Here is a 16,973-nt window from a genome sequence, read left to right on the forward strand (position 1 = left end):
CCATCAGAGCGCGAACCACCATGACTGCCATCCTGTCCCGCATCACGCCGCCGTTGTCCACCGTCCGCTCCGAATGCGCGCCCGCGGTGTCCATCTCGGGATTGAACAAGTTCTACGGCACGTTTCACGCCTTGCGGGACATCCACCTTGAGGTGGCCAGCGGTGAAATCGTCATTCTGTGCGGCCCATCGGGGTCGGGAAAGTCCTCGCTCATTCGCTGCATCAACCATCTGGAACAGCACGACTCGGGCGACATTCACGTCAATGGCACCGCGCTGACCCGGCGCCCGGAAAGCGTGGAGCAAGTCCGGCGCCAGCTGGGCATGGTGTTCCAGAGCTTCAATCTCTTTCCGCACATGACGGTGCTGGAAAACTGCACCTTTGCGCTGAAGATCGCCTTGAAGACGCCGGCCGGCGAGGCCGAGCAGACGGCACGGGAATACCTCGCCAAGGTCAATGTGATCGAACAGGCCGGCAAGTATCCGATCCAGCTTTCCGGCGGCCAGCAGCAGCGCGTGGCGATTGCGCGCGCGCTCTGCCTGCGGCCACGCATCATGCTGTTCGACGAACCGACATCGGCGCTGGATCCGGAATCGGTCGGTTCCGTACTGCGCATCATGGAAGACCTGGCCCATACAGGCATCACCATGATCTGCGTCACCCACGAGATCGGCTTTGCCCGCAGGGTGGCCGACCGCTGTGTGTTCATGGAGCGAGGCGAAATCATCGAGACCGCGCCCACCGAACAATTCTTTGCCTCGCCCAGGAACGAGCGGTTGAAGAATTTCCTGGAGCAGGTTCTGTAGTCAATAACATGGACAAGGGGTTGTCATGATCAAGAAACTCATTTGCGCGGGCATGCTTGCCGGCGCGGCTCTCGCCGGCACGGCGCACGCGCAGGATGCCCTGGTGGTGAGCACCTGGGGCGGCAGCTTCCGGGACCTTATCGACGAGACCATCGGCCGCGAGTTCACGCGGCAGACGGGGGTGCCGGTGAAGTACATCACGGGCGGCACCATCGACCGCCTTAACAAGGCCAAGCTCGCCACCAAACCGGAAAGCGACATCACGTTCACCACATCTCACATCGGCTGGCTGTACGTCAATGCCGGCCTGTACGAGAAGCTGGACCTGAGCAAGATCCCCAATTACGCGCACCTGGTCGAGCGCGCCAAGATCAGTCCGTACCATATCGGCAGCTGGGCATATGTGTACACCATCGGCTACCGCCCCGACCTGGTGCCCGCCGGCATCACCTTCAACAGCTGGAACGATCTCTGGAATCCGGCGCTGAAAGGCAAGCTGTCCGCACCCGATTTCGACCCCAGCCATATCATCGATATTTCGGCGTTGCTTTCGGGCGGCGACGCGAGCACATGGGAAAAAGGGCAAGACAAGCTCAAGGCTCTGAAACCCAACTTCAAGGCCTTCTACACCAACGATGCCAACAGCCAGCAACTGATCGCCGCCGGCGAGACGCCCGTGCAGATCGTGCTGTCCATGAACGCCTACTACATGATCGGCCAGGGCGTGCCGATCAAGGTGGCGATGCCCAAGGAAGGCGCGGTGCTGGGGGTGGATACCATGGGCATCATGAAAGGCAGCACCAAGATCGACCTGGCGCACAAGTTCATGAACATCGCGCTTTCGCCGGATGTGCAGGCCAAGATCGTGGCCGCCAAGAAGGCCAGCCCCGTCATCGACGATGCCAAGGTCTCGCCCGAAGACGCCGCGCTGCCGGGCGTGTTCACGACCAAACAGCAATGGGATACCCAGGCCATCGTCATCGACGACAAGCTGCGCGCCGAAAAGACTGCCGAATGGCGCAAGTGGTTCACCGAGAACATCATGAACTGATCGTCGCCGGCGCCGCGGCCTTTCCGGCCGCGGCGCCGCCACGCTTTCACCGTACACGAAGGATGGGTCCACCATGGATGCGCGTTCCAATCTGAGGGGATGGCTGATATCCCCGGCCAGCTTCATCGCGCTGTGCATCTGCGTCGCCATGGCGGCCGTGCTGCAGTACAGCTTGCGTACTTTCATTCCCGGCTCGCTGGATGTCGGCGGCCTGACGCTGACGAACTTCTCGGGCATGGGCAAGCAGATCTACGTCGATGCCTTTGTCAACACGTTGCGCCTGAGCGTGGAGACCACGGTCTTCTCCCTGCTCGTCGCCTACCCGTTGGCATACGCCCTGGTCAGGGTGCGAAACCGCTATATCAAGTCTTTCATCCTGATCGTCTCCATCACGCCGCTATTCCTGGGCGAGATCGTGCGCACCTATTCCTGGATCATCGTGCTGGGCAGCACGGGCTTCATCAATTCGATGTTGCTCAAGCTGGGCCTGATCGATACGCCGCTTACGCTGATGTTCAGCCATCTGGGCGTACTGGTGGCGCTGGTGCATGTGACCGTTCCCGTGGTCGTGCTGATGCTGGCCACCGCCATCTCGCACATCGACCGCGACTACGAGAAAGCGGCCGAAAGCCTGGGCGCGGGGCCGGTGCGCACCTTTCTGACCATCACACTGCCGTTGTCCATGCCCGGCATCCTGGCCAGCATCACGACCTCGTTCGCCTGGACGTTCAGCGCCTTCGCCACGCCGCAGATGATCGGCGGCGGCCGCGTGCCGACGGTCTCGACACTGGTCTACCAGCTGGGGTTTTCATCGATGAACTTTCCCCTGGCGGCCAGCCTGAGCGTCATGGGCCTGGGCCTGACGGCGATTGCGCTGATGCTGCTCGGCCGCGTCACGCGCCGTCTCAAGGTCATTGGAGGACACTGACATGAGCCTGCGCAAATCCCTGCCCCTGTGGCTGCGTATCGGCGCGCCCGTGCTGATCACGCTCATCCTCGCTTTCGTACTGCTGCCGGTCGTGGTGGTGGTGCTGGCTTCCTTCAATGAAAAAGCCTTGCTTACGTTTCCACCGCAGGCCTGGTCCTGGCGCTGGTTCGAGCGGGTCTTCACCTATTCGGACTTCCGTGACGGCTTTCGCGCCAGCATGGTGGTCACGTTCTGGTCGTCGCTGCTGGCGCTGGTCATCGGCACCGGGCTGGCGATTGCCGTCAAGCGCATGGCGTTTCCCGGCAAGCACATCCTGCAGGCCATCCTGCTGTCGCCGCTGGTGATTCCCCACTTCACGGTGGGATTGGGCCTGTTGATCCTGGTGGCGCAGCTGAACATCGATCGCGGTTACGGCATCGTGATCCTGTGCCACGTCATCCTCGTCCTGCCGTTCGTGCTGCGCAGCGTGTATGTCTCGATGGAGAACCTGGACGTACGCCTGGAGCAGAGCGCCGCCAGCCTGGGCGCGTCGCCCGTGCGGGTGTTGTTCACGATCACCGTGCCGCTGCTGGCGCCGGGCCTGTTCGGCGGCTGGCTGTTCGCGGCCATCATGTCGTTCAGCGAATTCACTGCGTCGCTGTTCGTGACCACCCAGAGCACGCAGACTTTGCCCGTGACCATGTACAACTATGTACGCGAGTTCGCCGACCCGACGCTGGCCGCGCTGTCGGTGGTCTATATCGTGGTGACGGCTACCTTGCTGATCTTCGCCAATCGCTTCCTGGGATTGGGCAGAATCCTGAATATCGAGGATAACCACTAGAGCCTGTCAACAGGCCCTGGCCCACGGGCCAGGGCCGTGCCTGTCAATAGCCTCGTGCGGCATCCACCCGATTGACGGGCGGCAAGCCCTGGCTGACACGCAGTACGTTGTCGGCGATCTGTTCGGCGGCCGAGGCCGGAATGGCCACCGATGCCAGGTGGGGCGTGATCAGCACGTTTTCCATGGCCCAGAGCGGGTCGCCGGGCGGTAGCGGCTCGCGCTCGAAGACGTCCAGCGTCGCGCCGCCCAGATGGCCGCTGCGCAGCAGGTCGGTCAACGCAGCCTGGTCCACCAGCGCGCCTCGGGCCACATTGATCAGGGCCGCGCCGCGCGGCAGGCGCAGCAGGCGTTCTCGATCCAGCAAGCCATGGGTTTCGGGAGTGAGCGGAAGCATCACCACCAGGATGTCGGCGCGCGACAGCACGGTATCCAGCGACGCCATGCCGGCATGGCATTCGATGCCTTCGATGCGGCGCGGGCTGCGCGACCAACCCAGCACCGTCAGCCCCTGGCGGGACAGTTCCCGTGCCGCACAGGCGCCCAGCTCGCCCAGGCCCAGCACGGCCACGCGCACCGTTTCCGGCGAGCGGGGGTGCCGATAGGCCCATTCGCCCCGGCGCTGCGCGGCTTCGAAATACGGAATGTCGCGGGCATAACGCAGGGCGGCAAACAGTACATACCCCGCCATCATGCGGGCCATGTTGGGATCGGTGATGCGGGTGATGGGCACGTCGGCGGGCAGATCTTCGCGGCCGACCAGCGAATCCACCCCCGCGCCCAGATTCACGATGAGGCGCAGGTTCTTCATGCGGTCGAAGAACCCCGGCGGCGCTTTCCATACCAGCGCGTAGTGGATGTCGGCCGGATCGTGTGCCTCGTCGCCGTGCACCACGCGCAGGTCGGGCAGGCGCGCCTGCATGGCGTCGCGCCACGCCGTGTAGTCGTCGAATTGGCTATAGAAGACCATTGCGCCCGATATGGGGGGCAGGAGGGCGGCATGCATGGCGGGTCATCCTCAGGCGGTGCGGCCGATCAGGCGGGACATGGCTTCGATGGCAAGCTCGTAGCCATCGCCGCCCAGCCCCGCGATGACGCCATCGGCGGCCTTGGAAATATAGGAATGGTGGCGGAAGGCTTCGCGCCGCCAGATATTGCTCATGTGGACTTCGATGATCCTGCCTGGAAAGGCTAGCAAGGCATCCAGAATGGGCACCGACGAATAGGTCAGGCCGGCGGCGTTGATGATGATGCCTTGCGCCGCGCCGCGGGCTTCCTGGATCCAGTCGACCAGCTGGCCTTCGTGGTTGGACTGGACGAAGTTCAACTGGATGCCCAGCGACGCGGCCTTGTTCTCGCAGCGCTGCTGCAGCACGGGAAAACTGTCCGTGCCATAGGTCTTGTTGGCATCCAGTCCGTAGAGATTGGCGTTGGGTCCGTTGAGAAACCACACTGTGGAGGATGTCGGGGGTGCGCTCGGCGTCGTCATGGCGGCAGTCTCAGGCTTCATGGGGAAGGGTCGCCTGCATGGCAGGCAAGGCGTTGATCACGGAGAACCACGCCGCGGCGCGTGGATGCGCGGTGCGCCAGTCCAGTTCGGGAAAGCGGAAGTCCAGATAGCCCAGGGCGCAGGCGAGGGTCAGGTCGCCGATGTCGGGATGCGTTCGCGACAGGTCGTTCGCTTGCGATTCGATTTGCGCCAGGCAGGCCTGCACCTTGACGAGCTGCGCCTCGCGCCATTGCGGCCACTGGATCTCGGCTGGCCGCGCCGTGTGTTCATAGCGCGCCAGCAGGGCGGCATCCAGCAGGCCATCGCCCAGCGCCTGGCGCGTCAAGGCCACCCAGCGGGCCGGGCCGGCCGGGAACAACTGCGTGTCGCCGGCAGCGTCGGCCAGGTATTCGCAGATCACGCGGCTGTCGTAGAGCGCGCTGCCGTCCGGCAGGAGCAGGGTGGGCACCTTGGCCAGCGGATTGTGGGCGGCGATGCGCGTGTCGCGGTTGATCGGGTGCGCGGCACTGGCCAGCCATTCGATCCGTCCGGCCTGGCCGGTCTGGTGCGCGCAGATCATCACTTTGCGCACGAAGGGCGACGTCGGGGCGTAGAGAAGTTTCAAGCGGGACTCCGTGGGTCAGGGTTTGAGGACCAGCTTGCCGAATACCTTGCCGCTTTCCAGCAACTGATGCGCGCGCACGGCATCGGCCAGGGGCAGGCTGTGTGCCATCCTGGGGCGGATGCGGCCTGCGGCCACCAGGGGCAGCACATGGCGCCTGAGCGCGACGGCCATGCGGGCCTTTTCTGCATCGGTCTGCGGACGCATGGTCGAAGAATGCAGGCTCAACTGTTTCTGCATCAGCGTCAGCAGCTCGATGTTGATGGCCGACCCTTGCAGGAAGGAAAGGCTGACGTGGCGCCCGCCGAAGGCCAGCGCCTGCAGGTTGCGCCGCACATAGTCGCCACCGACGATATCCAGCACCACATCCACGCCGCGGCCCTGCGTGAAGGCTTCGCAGGCCTGCACGAAATCCGTGTCATGAAAGCAGATCACCTCATCGGCGCCCAGTTCGCGCAGGGCGTCGAAGCGGTCGCGTTCGCCGTCCGTGGCGATGACCCGCGCGCCGGCGGCATGCGCCATCTGGATGGCCAGCGTGCCGATGCCCCCGCCGCCGCCATGGATCAGCACCGTGTCGCCCATGCGCAGGCGGCCCAGCTCGAACAGGTTGTGCCAGACGGTGAACAGGCCTTCCGGCAGGGCGCTTGCTGCGGCATCGTCCAGTGCCTCAGGCACCGCCAGGGAATGATCCACGCGGGCCACGCACCAGGGCGCGTAGCCGCCGCCGGCAAGCAGGCTCATCAGGCGCTGCCCGCGCAAGGCGTCCGGCACGCCGGGGCCGCAAGCCGTGACTTCGCCACAAGCCTCCAGCCCCAGCACGTCGGTCACGCCCGGCGCCGGCTTGCTCACGCCCTGGCGCTGCATGATGTCGGGCCGGTTGATGCCGGCCGAATGCACGCGCAGCAGCACTTCGCCGGGGCCCGGCGCCGGCACCGGCCTGCCCGCCAGCGTCAGTACTGTGGCGTCGCCCGGCTCGCGGGCGATGATGGCTTGCATTTCAACGGGAATCTGGGTCATGGCATTGGGCCTCGCGGACGAATGGACACTCGGCGGCTGCGCAGGCGCGGCCGCCAGGAAACGGGGGTTTGCCTGCGCCGGCTTCAGGACGACGCGTTGAAGACCGTGACGCCCTGGCCGGGCAGCGCCAGTCCCGCCACGGCGCCCACGGGCCATTCCTGCAGGCAGTTCAGGTCGAAGGTGCGCACCATGACGTGCTGGCGCCCCTCTACGGGAATGTGCACCTCCAGGTACAGATCCACGTGGTCGCCCTGGAACACGTGGTTGACGACCGTGCCGCTCAGGACCGATCCGCTATGCAGGGTTTCCAGCTTGATGTGTTCCGGCCGCACATAGAGATCGAGCCGGTGGCCTTCGTGCGAGCCGCCCACCAGGCGCTGGCGGGGGATATGCGTCAACCCGGCGCCCAGGCGCAGCTGGATGGTTTCCGCGCTGGTGCCGTGATAGTGCGCGGGCAGGATGTTGACGTCGCCCAGGAACGAGGCCACGAACGGATCCTGCGGATTGCGGTAGAGCTCGTCCGGCGTGGCGACCTGCCGGATCTCGCCCTGGTTCATCACGGCGATGCGATCCGACATGCTGAGGGCCTCGCCCTGGTCATGGGTGACGAAGATCGTCGTCACGCCCAGCCTGCGCTGGATGTCGCGGATCTCTACCTGCATGGCGCCGCGCAGGCCTTTGTCCAGCGCGGAAAAGGGCTCGTCGAGCAGCAACACCTTGGGACGGATCACCAATGCCCGCGCCAGCGCCACGCGCTGCTGCTGGCCGCCGGACAGCTCGCGCGGCTTGCGCTCGCCCAGGCCGTCGAGCTTGACCAGGGCCATGGCTTCCCGCACCCGCTGTTCGATCTCGGCGGCCGGCACGCGCCGCATCCGCAAGCCGTAAGCGATATTGCGCTCGACGGTCATGTGCGGGAACAGGGCGTAGTTCTGGAACACGATGCCGATCTGGCGCAGATACGGGGGCAGCGCCGTGACCGGCGTGTCGTCGATGAAGATCTCGCCTTCGTTCGCATCGGCAAAGCCCGCGATCAGGTTCAGCAAGGTGGTCTTGCCGCAGCCCGATGGGCCCAGCAGCGTCAGGAATTCCCCGCGCTCGATCTTCAGGGACACCTGTTTCAGTACCGCGAGATCGCGGTATTGCTTGACGACGCCCTCCAGGCGGACCGCGCTGGAGCTATCGGAGGCAAAGGGAAGATTCGGCATGGCTGCTGCACTCACGGAGTTCAGTTTCCCGGCGCGAAACTCCGGGAAAAAACAGGCGGGGGTCGCATGGCACGCAGGGCTGCGACGCCAGCGTTCTGATGCAGCCAAGAATACGGTAAAGCCCTATTTCCAGTGCGTTGCCGATGCTGATGGGGGCCATCGGAAAAAAGAAATCACGACGGTGCAAGCGCTGTACCCGGGCAAACCGACACCTTTGCTTTTTCCTAAGTCAGCCGTCTGAAAAACGAAGTTATCAACTCCGGGCTTCGGGGTCACACTGCGTGCCAATCGTTCAGCGCGCACCGGGATCGTGCACGCGGTTCGCCGGCTTTCTTGTCCTTGATCGTCGTGTCAGCCTCGAGACGCACCAGGGTCTCGGTATTCCTTAGGATCTTCACATGTCAATTGAAAAAACCAATACGCTGGTGATCGGCGCCGGCCAGGCCGGCATCGCTATGAGCGAGCACCTTGGCGCCATGGGGATTCCGCATATCGTGCTTGAACGCAAGCGGATAGCAGAACGCTGGCGTTCCGAGCGCTGGGACTCGCTGGTGGCCAACGGCCCCGCCTGGCACGATCGCTTTCCCGGCTTGAAGTTCGATGACGTCGGGCCCGACGTCTTCCCGCCCAAGGAACGTATGGCCCAGTACTTTGAAGACTACGCCAGGATGCTCAATGCGCCGGTGCGTACCGGCGTCGAGGTCCGGCGCGTCAAGCGCAATGACAAGCGCCCGGGCTTCACTGTCACCACGTCCGAAGGCACGATCGAAGCGCTGCACGTGGTCGCCGCCACCGGTCCCTTCCAGGTGCCGACCTATCCGAACATCGTGCCGGAAGGCGCCGGCATCCAGCAACTGCATTCTTCGGCCTATAAAAACCCGGGCCAGCTGGCCGACGGCGCCGTGCTGGTCGTCGGCGCGGGCGCTTCCGGTTCGCAGATCGCCGAAGAGCTGCGCCAGGCCGGCCGCACCGTCTACCTGTCGGTGGGCGAGCACTACCGGCCGCCCCGTTCCTATCGTGGGCGCGACTACTGCTGGTGGCTGGGCGCGCTGGGAATGTGGGATGAGGTCAAGAAAAAGCCGAAGCGCGAACACGTCGCCTTCGCCGTGAGCGGCTACGAAAACGGCAAGACCGTCGACTTCCGGCGCCTGGCCCACGACGGCATCCAGCTCGTCGGCATCACGACCGCCTACGACAACGGCACACTGCGCTTTGCCGACAACCTCGCCCGCGACGTTGCCCAGGGCGATGCCGATTACTTCGAGGTCCTGCGCGAAGCCGATGCCTACATCGAGCAGAACGGCCTGGACCTGCCGCCCGAACCGGATGCCTGGAAGCTCCTGCCTGACCCGGAATGCCTGGCTTACCCCATCCTCAGCCTGAACCTGGCCGAGGCCGGCATCAAGACCATCCTGTGGGCGACCGGCTTCAAAGTGGACTTCAGCTGGATCGAAGTCGACACCTTCGATGAGAAGGGCTACCCCATCCACAAGCGCGGCATTTCCGCCGAAAAAGGCATTTACTTTCTCGGCCTGCCCAACCTCACCAACCGCAGCTCATCCTTCATCTGGGGCGTCTGGCACGACGCCCGCTACATCGCCGACCATATCGGCATCCATCTGGACTATCTGGCCTACAAGAAGGAATGACGGAGCCGGCCTGTGGCCCGCAAGCAGGCCGGACCTGACCGTCCGGCCACTTGCGGGCGGCAATGCGCGGCGCTCACGGCGCCGCGGCATACACGCGTCTCAATGACTCGCCCAGCGGCGTGATGAAGTCATCCAGCTGCCAACATCGGGACGGTTGCCGCTTGAGGATCAGGTGCACGATCTGCGGGGTTTTCGGTCCACCGGGCTCCAGGACGAAGGGATAGCGCATGGCGACGATGGCGGTGTCTTCCGAGGTCGACTCCGCTTCGAAAACCGGCGCCCCGCCGATGTCGCCGTCTTGCGCGCCCAGCCAGGGGTCGTAATCCAGGTGGCCGACTTCGCCTTTGGCGTAGGCCCACTCCCCGCGCAGGGCGGCATCGAAGGCAGGGGTGTACAGCGAAGGATCGTGACGCTCGGTATTCCAGTGGAAATCGGCGTGGTCCTGCTGGAAGCTGCGCGTCCATTGCTCGGGGGCAGGGCAGCCGGCGCGGACGGGGCCTGCAAGCGCGCAAAGCGCGAGCAGCAAGAGCGGTTTCATGAAGGGGGCGCGTAACGGCACGGAGTCTCCTTGCGTCATAGCAATGTTGCCTGCCAGGCACCCGACGCAATCAGGTTGCGGCATTCGGCGATCACTTCATCCGCCACCAGATCCACTGGGTTGGCGATCTTGCCCAGTTTACGGTGTGCCAGGCAGACGGTGCGGGCCAGCGGGGGATGGATCGGCCGGGCATCCACCTGCCCGGCTTCGATCTCGTCCCTGACCGCGCAGGGCGCCAGCACGCTATGGTAGCGGCCGCTGGCGACCAGCTTGACCAATTGATGCCCGGCATCGATTTCCAGCGCCACGTTCAGGGCGGCACCATGCTTTTCCGCATGGGTTTCCAGGGCCGTACGAAAGCCGTTGGCGCGCGACGGCATGGCCAGGGGGTAGCTGCCCAGCTCGGCCATCGCCACGGGCGCGTGGCGGGCACGCGCGCCGCGGCGGCTGACCAGGTGCATGGTTTCCTGGGCCAGCGGCAGGCAGTGCAGGTCGTTCGTGGCGCTGCGGTCGAACACGATCGCCATGTCGATCTCGTTGTTCTGCAGCCATTTCCACAGGTAGCCGGAAAAGGCTTCCACCACCCGCAGTTTGATCTTGGGGTAGGCGCTGGACAGCCTTTCGATGATGGGCAGGGCCGCGACCGCTGCGGTCGACGACGGCAGGCCGATGGCGACCTCGCCTTGCGGTTCCTGGCGCAAGGCGTCCAGCTCGCGCAGGCTGGCCTGGGTCAGCGCCAGGATGTCGTAGGCGCGCGCCAGCAGCAATTGGCCGGCGTGGGTGAGCCGCACGCCGCGCGGTTCGCGGTGCAGCAGCGCCATGCCCAGGCGCGCCTCGAGCTTGGCGATCGCGATGCTGAGCGCCGGCTGGGCCATGCCCAGCTTTTGCGCGGCGGCGGTCATGCTGCGCGCCTCGCTGATGGCGACCAGTACGGTCAGGTGCTGCAGGCTCAGCGGCAGCTTGTCAGTCTCATCCATTGATTATTTATATGGAAGAATAAATTTGGCATATTTTACATTTATGGATGGCGTGGCTACATTCGCCGCTTTCCCGCATAACGATAAGGAAGCGCGATGAGACAAGCGGAACAGGCAGCGACCCCGACCCAACCCGGATGGTTGCGCGCCTGGTTGAAATTGATGGACGTGCAGATCGGCGTCGTGCCTTTGCCGGTGTTTGCCGCGCTGTTGCTGGTGATCGGCGTCATGACCGCGAAAGGCAAAGTGCCGTCCGACCTGTCGATGTCGATCGGGGTGCTGGCGGTGGGCGGCTTTGTCTTCATGGAACTGGGCAAGCGCGTGCGTCTGATTTCGGTGACGGGCGCGGCCGCCATCATGGCGTTCGTGGTGCCTTCCGCGCTGACGTTCTATGGCGTGATTCCGCCGCAGGTGGTCGAGTCGGTGCAGACCTTCACCAAGGTGTCCAACTTCCTGTACCTGTATATCGCCATCATCATCGTCGGCAGCATCATGAGCATGCCGCGCGAGGTCCTGGTGGCTGGATTCCTGAAGATCTTCGTGCCCCTGGCGGCGGGCTCGGTGGTGGCGGGCGTCGTCGGTACCGGGGTCGGCATGGCCATGGGGTTCGACTGGATACACAGCCTGTTCTTCATCGTCATTCCCATCATGGCCGGTGGCTTGGGCGAAGGCGCGATTCCGCTCTCGCTGGGCTATTCGATGCTGATGGACCAGCCGCAGGAAGTGCTGTTCGCGCAGATCATTCCGGTGGTCATGCTGGGCAGCTTTACCGCCGTGATCCTGTCGGGCCTGTTGAACATGTTGGGCAAGCGCTATCCGCACCTGACGGGGGAAGGGCAGCTGCAACCCGGCGCCGATCCGTTGCAGGCCTCGCAGACGGACGCTGCGCCTGCCCCTTCCGTGTTCGAACCGCTGGCGCTGGGCAGTGGCCTGGTGACGGTCGTAGGCCTGTACCTGTTGGGCACGCTGAGCCAGAAGCTGTTTGATTTTCCGGCGCCGATCGCGATGCTGATCCTGGTGGTGGCGATGAAGCTGCTGCGGATGATCCCGCTGAAGATCGAGCGCGCCGGCAAGGACCTGTATGCCTTCACGTCCAAGGTCGTGACGTATCCCTTGCTGTTCGCCATGGGGGTGGCGTTGACGCCCTGGGACAAGTTCGTCAGCGCCTTCAATCTGCCCACGTTGGTGACGGTGTTCGCAACGGTCTTTTCGATGATCGCAACCGGCTTCGCAGTGGCGCGGCGGCTGCGCATGTATCCCATCGATGTGGCCGTGGTGAACGCCTGCCACAGCGGCCAGGGCGGCACCGGCGATATCGCCATCCTGACGGCCGCCAATCGCATGGCGCTGATGCCGTTCGCGCAGATTTCCACGCGCATCGGCGGCGCGATCACGGTCACGCTGGCACTGATTGCGGTTCGCTATGTCGTCTAGGAATTTCGTGGCGGCGCCAACCATGCAGGAAGACGTGATTGCCCTGCGCCGCGTGCGCGGATTTCACATCGGCGGGCAGGCACTGGATCTGCAAGGCTTGCTGCCCAAGACCCTCGAGACCGTGCCGGGCGAGCCGCCGCGGCAGTCCGATCCCAACGGGCGCTATCAGGTCGGGCAGTTGTACGCGCAGCATTTCGAACTGGCTCGGGCGGCCTATTCGCTACCCGTGCTGTTCTGGCATGGGGGCGGCATGACGGGCGCCACCTGGGAAGAAACGCCGGATGGGCGTCCCGGATGGCATGAACACTTCATGCGGCGCGGTTTTCATACCTGCGTCAGCGACGCCGTCGAACGGGGGCGGGCCTCCTGGGCACCATACCCAGAAATTTCGCCGACGGCGCCGGAGCATCGCACGGTGGATCAGGCCTGGTCCATCTTCCGGTTCGGCCCGCCAGGCGGCTACCTGAACCGGGCGGCGCATCCCGGCATGCGCTTTCCGGTGGCGCGGATCGACCAGCTGGGCAAGCAATTCGTGGCGCGCTGGACATGCAATGGCGCCAGGACCCTTGCTGCCTATGGTGAACTGCTGCGCCAGTTTGGCCGCAGCATCATCGTGGCCCATAGCGAAGGGGCGCGCCATGCGGCGCAACTGGCGGCGTTGATGCCGCGGGCGATTGCCGCGGTGGTGTTGATCGAGCCGGCCGGCGCACCGGCGTTGGATGCCGGCATGGCTCGAGAGGCGGCAGAGGTGCCGCACCTGGTGGTCTGGGGCGATCATTTTGGCCACAGCGACCTGTGGCGCCGCTATCGCGCCGGGGCGGATCGGTGGCTGGATCGCGTACGAACGGCGGGCGGCCGGGTGGATACGCTGGACCTGCCGGCCAGCGGGATGTTCGGCAATTCCCATCTGCTCATGATGGACGACAACTCGGCCGACATCGCGGACCGGGTTGCCGACTGGGTCGGCGCGCAGATGCCGGGCAGATAGCGCCGCGGCCATCATGGCCCAGCACGCAACCTGGTTCTTGGATCTACCGAAAAATTCCGCCCAGGCGCAGTATGGAGTCTTCGATAGACACCCATCAGGACCCATCATGAGCCAACGCATCGACTACACCCAGGCCTCGCCCGAAGGCTACAAGGCTTTCGGCGCCGTGCACGCCTACCTGCGCCATTGCGGCCTGCCGGAAGTGCTGGTCAACCTTGTTTACCTGCGCGTCTCGCAGATCAATGGCTGCGCCTATTGCATCGACATGCATTCACGCGACTTGCAGAAGCAGGGCGTGGCGGTGGACAAGCTGGTGCTGGTGCCGGTGTGGCGCGAAGGCGGGGCGGTGTTCAGCGTGCGCGAACAGGCCGCGCTGGCCTGGGCCGAATGCGTGACGCGGGTCGCAGAAACCGGAGTGCCGGACGCCGATTACCAGGCGGCTGCCGCGGAGTTCAACGACAAGGAACTGGCGGACCTGACCTATGCCATCGGGCTGATGAACGCCTTCAATCGCCTGGGCGTCACGTTCCGCAATGTGCCGGCTGCGGCAAAGAAGGCGGCGCAGGCGCAGTAAAGGGCTGGCCGCGAGCGCGGCCGGATATGCGAGTATGCCGCCGCGCCTGCGGCAGCGTCAGGGCCACACCAGCTTGACCGCAATCGCCAGCATCGCGATGCCGACCAGCGCATCCAGTACCCGCCAGGCGGTCTGGCTGGCGAATACCGGCCGCAGCAGGCGGGCGCCGAAGCCCAGCGTGAAAAAGAACACGAACGAGGCCGTCATGGCGCCCAGCGCGAAGGCGGTCTTCTGCCCTTCGTATTGGCTGGAGATCGACCCCAGCAGCACCACGGTATCCAGGTAGACGTGCGGGTTCAGCCAGGTGAAGGCCAGGCAGGTGGCCAGCGTGGCGCCCAGCCCGGCGGCCTGGCGCGAAGACGGGGTCAGGCTGCCGTGGTTGCGCAGGGCCGACCGCAGGCTGCGGACGGCGTAGGCGAACAGGAACAACGCGCCGCCATAACGCAGCACCGGCTCCAGCCACGGCAGGGCGTTGGACGCCAGCCCGAACCCCGCGACGCCCGCCGCGATCAGCAGGGCATCCGACACCGCGCATACCAGGCAGACGGCCAGGACGTGTTCCTGGCGCAGGCCTTGGCGCAAGACGAAGGCGTTCTGCGCGCCGATGGCGAGGATCAGGCTGAGGCTGAGGAGAAAACCGGGAAGAAAGGCGTGAGTCATGTCGTACCTGCAAGCAAGGGCGACAGACTAGCGGGTACCGCGTCGTTAGAGAATCTAAAGATACTAATCTATCTTTAGTATTGCTGAAGCGGGGCGCTTGGCGGGGGCCTGACTGGCCGCGCGTCTCTTGCCAAGCGGGGACTCAGTGGCGCGCGGCGGTGGGGCGGGGTTGCAGCTTGTCGAGCTGGGCCTTGAGCGAATCCAGCAGCAATTGCAGCTGTTCGGACGTCATGGCATAGACGCGGCCACGGGCGCTGAGCTCGGTGGGCGACGGAGTCGGGTCGGGCAGGAAATCCAGCCGGAACAGCAGGGAGTCGTGTTCGACCAGCGGCAACATGGCCCAGCCGGTCACGGGCGACACGGCCTCGCCTGGCTTGAAATCTCTGTCATGCACCTTGCAGCACCTCGGTTACGCCTCCGGCAAAAGCGGCCGGACCAGAGGGATTCTATTCGTTCAGGTATTTGTCAGCAAGCGGGCAACGAAAGCGGGCAACAGAAGCGGGCAAAAAAAGCGGGCAAAAAAAGCGGGCAACAAAAAGGCGCCGCAGATGGCGCCTCGGGAATGCTGGCTGACTGCGCCGGCTAGCCGCCGTTCTGGTCGGCCGCGCGCAGCAGGTTGTACAGCTTGTCTTTGAGCAGCAGCTTTTCCTTTTTCAGGACTTCGACGCTGGTGTCCGAGGCGGGCACGATGCCGGCCTCCATGTTCTTGATTTCCTGGTCCAGGTCGTTGTGGCGCTGGAACAGGGCCGAGAAGTGTCCGTTTTCGGCTTTCAGTTGGGTAATCAGTTGGCGATACTCAGGGAACATGACGGCCTCTTTGCTTGATCCGGTTGGAGGGGGACTGCGCGGGAGCCGGCGGGCCGGCCCGTGATGAGCTGTCAGGTCCATGACATCGCAATGGCCCGTCAAAGTCAACCTCGGGTGGCCGCAGGCGAGGCGGCGAATTTGATGCGGCGCAAGCCCGGGCGGGCCTCGCAGCCGCTTGGTTTTATCTGCTCACGTTTGATTACATAGCGACCGGGGACCGGGGCATACACTCGCTTCCCCGTGGTCTGCCATAAAAGTGAAATGAATCAGCGCGCGCCCATCCACCGTCAAGTCCTGGATCTGTTCAAGCAAGACGGTCGCATCCATCCGGGTACCGGCATGATTACCGGCGTGATCGCACTGTTCCTGGCGATCTTGTCCGTGCTTGGCGTGCTGGCGTTTCATTTCCCGGCCTACCTGACCACGCCCGAGCTGCGCACCTTCTATACGGTGGAAGCCATGCGCGCGCTGTTGTTCGGCGCCTTGCTGGTGTCGGGCACCATTGCGCTGACCAATATCGTGTTTGGCCGCCAGCGCTGGCTGAACATCGCGGCATTCGTGCTGGTGTGCGGCGCGGTGGCCGCAGGCGGCAGCCAGGTGGTGGTGACCTCCACCAATACGGGCCATCATCCCTACCTGGGGCTGGACTGGTTCATCCTGGACCTGCTGGCTTCCAGCACCGTGTTCATCATCTTCGAAAAGCTGTTCCCGCTGTACCCCGGCCAGCCGGTGTTCCGCGGCGAATGGCAGGTGGACATGAAGCACTTCCTGTTCAACCACCTGTCGGTGGGGGCGGTGCTGCTGTGCATCAACTTCTTCGTGCACCGGTTGTTCTCGTGGGCGGCGTATGAACCGCTGCAGCAGGCCATCCAGTCGCTGCCGTACCTGGCTGAACTGTTCCTGGCGGTGCTGGTGGCCGACCTGGTGCAGTATGCCGCGCATCGGGCGTATCACGAGGTGCCGTTCCTGTGGCGCATCCACGCAGTGCACCACAGCACCCGCACGCTGGACTGGCTGGCGGGTTCGCGCCTGCACATCGTCGAACTGCTGATCACCCGCGTGGCGGTGCTGGGCGTGCTCTTCGCGCTGGGCTTTTCCAAGCCGGTGCTGGACGCCTACATCATCATCGTGGGCTTCCAGGCGGTGCTGATCCACTCGAACGTCAAGCTGCCCTGGGGCTGGCTGCGCTATGTGATCGTGACGCCGGATTTCCATCACTGGCACCATTCGTCCGACACGGAAGCCATCGACAAGAACTACGCGGCGCACCTGTCGTTCATCGACTACCTGTTCGGCACCGCGGTGCGCGGCGCCGGCAACCGCCTGCCGGAAAACTACGGCATTCTGGACAACGACATGCCGGGTACGTTCCTGTCGCAGCAGGCTTATCCCTTCCGCAAGAAATAGC

Annotated in this window: 20 protein-coding genes; 10 read left to right on the top strand and 10 right to left on the bottom strand. The window is 64.5% G+C overall.

Features of this window, described 5'->3' with window-relative positions; genetic code table 11:
• Positions 1–20: 20 nt before the first annotated feature.
• The 4 genes from HV798_RS23260 to HV798_RS23275 all read left to right on the top strand — a co-directional run bounded on the left by HV798_RS23260 (position 21) and on the right by HV798_RS23275 (position 3,608).
• On the top strand, positions 21–806 hold the full coding sequence (locus HV798_RS23260; protein ID WP_175194467.1) for an amino acid ABC transporter ATP-binding protein: 786 nt from the start codon (positions 21–23) through the stop codon (positions 804–806).
• 25 nt (positions 807–831) lie between these two features.
• A complete protein-coding gene (locus tag HV798_RS23265; protein WP_175194469.1) occupies positions 832–1,857 on the top strand; it encodes an ABC transporter substrate-binding protein in 1,026 nt (341 codons plus the stop codon).
• Between the two features lie 73 nt (positions 1,858–1,930).
• Positions 1,931–2,785 (top strand): ABC transporter permease, encoded by an 855-nt coding sequence (locus tag HV798_RS23270; protein WP_175194471.1) that lies wholly within the window; start codon positions 1,931–1,933, stop codon positions 2,783–2,785.
• A 1-nt stretch (position 2,786) separates the two neighbouring features.
• A complete protein-coding gene (locus HV798_RS23275; RefSeq protein ID WP_175194473.1) occupies positions 2,787–3,608 on the top strand; it encodes an ABC transporter permease in 822 nt (273 codons plus the stop codon).
• A gap of 43 nt (positions 3,609–3,651) precedes the next feature.
• Here the strand turns inward: HV798_RS23275 and HV798_RS23280 are convergent, their stop codons facing one another.
• The 5 genes from HV798_RS23280 to HV798_RS23300 all read right to left on the bottom strand — a co-directional run bounded on the left by HV798_RS23280 (position 3,652) and on the right by HV798_RS23300 (position 7,938).
• Positions 3,652–4,611: a 2-hydroxyacid dehydrogenase gene (locus HV798_RS23280; protein WP_175194475.1), complete on the bottom strand. Its 960-nt coding sequence runs from the start codon at positions 4,609–4,611 to the stop codon at positions 3,652–3,654.
• A 12-nt stretch (positions 4,612–4,623) separates the two neighbouring features.
• Entirely contained in the window at positions 4,624–5,115 is a 492-nt protein-coding gene (locus HV798_RS23285; protein ID WP_425486166.1) for a type II 3-dehydroquinate dehydratase, read from the bottom strand.
• Positions 5,105–5,719 carry a glutathione S-transferase gene (locus HV798_RS23290; protein ID WP_175194478.1) on the bottom strand — a complete coding sequence of 205 codons (615 nt, stop codon included), beginning with the start codon at positions 5,717–5,719 and terminating at the stop codon, positions 5,105–5,107. The genes HV798_RS23285 and HV798_RS23290 overlap by 11 nt, the downstream gene beginning before the upstream one ends.
• A gap of 15 nt (positions 5,720–5,734) precedes the next feature.
• Complete coding sequence (locus HV798_RS23295; RefSeq protein WP_175194481.1) at positions 5,735–6,733, bottom strand: NAD(P)H-quinone oxidoreductase; 999 nt, start codon at positions 6,731–6,733, stop codon at positions 5,735–5,737.
• Positions 6,734–6,816: 83 nt separating this feature from the next.
• The gene (locus HV798_RS23300) at positions 6,817–7,938 is read right to left on the bottom strand and encodes an ABC transporter ATP-binding protein (RefSeq protein WP_175194483.1); all 1,122 of its coding nucleotides are present in this window, start codon (positions 7,936–7,938) and stop codon (positions 6,817–6,819) included.
• Here HV798_RS23300 and HV798_RS23305 point away from each other — a divergent pair.
• Both HV798_RS23305 and HV798_RS23310 read left to right on the top strand, forming a co-directional pair.
• Positions 7,937–8,179, top strand: coding sequence for a hypothetical protein (locus tag HV798_RS23305; RefSeq protein ID WP_175194485.1), 243 nt, complete (start codon positions 7,937–7,939; stop codon positions 8,177–8,179). The two genes, HV798_RS23300 and HV798_RS23305, sit on opposite strands and share 2 nt — an antisense overlap.
• Before the next feature lie 157 nt (positions 8,180–8,336).
• Positions 8,337–9,587, top strand: coding sequence for a flavin-containing monooxygenase (locus HV798_RS23310; protein WP_175194502.1), 1,251 nt, complete (start codon positions 8,337–8,339; stop codon positions 9,585–9,587).
• A gap of 73 nt (positions 9,588–9,660) precedes the next feature.
• Here HV798_RS23310 and HV798_RS23315 read toward each other — a convergent pair whose 3' ends face one another.
• Positions 9,661–10,146: a hypothetical protein gene (locus HV798_RS23315; protein ID WP_175194516.1), complete on the bottom strand. Its 486-nt coding sequence runs from the start codon at positions 10,144–10,146 to the stop codon at positions 9,661–9,663.
• Positions 10,147–10,160: 14 nt separating this feature from the next.
• The gene (locus tag HV798_RS23320) at positions 10,161–11,102 is read right to left on the bottom strand and encodes a LysR family transcriptional regulator (RefSeq protein ID WP_175194524.1); all 942 of its coding nucleotides are present in this window, start codon (positions 11,100–11,102) and stop codon (positions 10,161–10,163) included.
• Positions 11,103–11,198: 96 nt separating this feature from the next.
• Between HV798_RS23320 and HV798_RS23325 the strand changes: the two genes are divergently transcribed.
• From HV798_RS23325 to HV798_RS23335, 3 genes are all read left to right on the top strand, one after another.
• Positions 11,199–12,536, top strand: coding sequence for a 2-hydroxycarboxylate transporter family protein (locus HV798_RS23325; protein WP_246289078.1), 1,338 nt, complete (start codon positions 11,199–11,201; stop codon positions 12,534–12,536).
• 7 nt (positions 12,537–12,543) lie between these two features.
• Positions 12,544–13,524 (top strand): alpha/beta hydrolase family protein, encoded by a 981-nt coding sequence (locus tag HV798_RS23330; protein WP_175194526.1) that lies wholly within the window; start codon positions 12,544–12,546, stop codon positions 13,522–13,524.
• Between the two features lie 106 nt (positions 13,525–13,630).
• Positions 13,631–14,098 (top strand): carboxymuconolactone decarboxylase family protein, encoded by a 468-nt coding sequence (locus tag HV798_RS23335; RefSeq protein ID WP_175194529.1) that lies wholly within the window; start codon positions 13,631–13,633, stop codon positions 14,096–14,098.
• A 57-nt stretch (positions 14,099–14,155) separates the two neighbouring features.
• Here the strand turns inward: HV798_RS23335 and HV798_RS23340 are convergent, their stop codons facing one another.
• From HV798_RS23340 to HV798_RS23350, 3 genes are all read right to left on the bottom strand, one after another.
• Positions 14,156–14,758, bottom strand: coding sequence for a LysE/ArgO family amino acid transporter (locus HV798_RS23340; protein ID WP_175194531.1), 603 nt, complete (start codon positions 14,756–14,758; stop codon positions 14,156–14,158).
• A gap of 142 nt (positions 14,759–14,900) precedes the next feature.
• The gene (locus HV798_RS23345) at positions 14,901–15,152 is read right to left on the bottom strand and encodes a hypothetical protein (protein ID WP_175194533.1); all 252 of its coding nucleotides are present in this window, start codon (positions 15,150–15,152) and stop codon (positions 14,901–14,903) included.
• Between the two features lie 188 nt (positions 15,153–15,340).
• Positions 15,341–15,565: an HP1242/YdcH family protein gene (locus tag HV798_RS23350; protein WP_025139528.1), complete on the bottom strand. Its 225-nt coding sequence runs from the start codon at positions 15,563–15,565 to the stop codon at positions 15,341–15,343.
• A gap of 261 nt (positions 15,566–15,826) precedes the next feature.
• Between HV798_RS23350 and HV798_RS23355 the strand changes: the two genes are divergently transcribed.
• A complete protein-coding gene (locus HV798_RS23355) occupies positions 15,827–16,972 on the top strand; it encodes a sterol desaturase family protein (RefSeq protein WP_175194535.1) in 1,146 nt (381 codons plus the stop codon).
• Position 16,973 lies beyond the last annotated feature (1 nt).

It is taken from the genome of Achromobacter deleyi (assembly GCF_902859705.1).
GTDB lineage: Bacteria > Pseudomonadota > Gammaproteobacteria > Burkholderiales > Burkholderiaceae_B > Achromobacter > Achromobacter deleyi.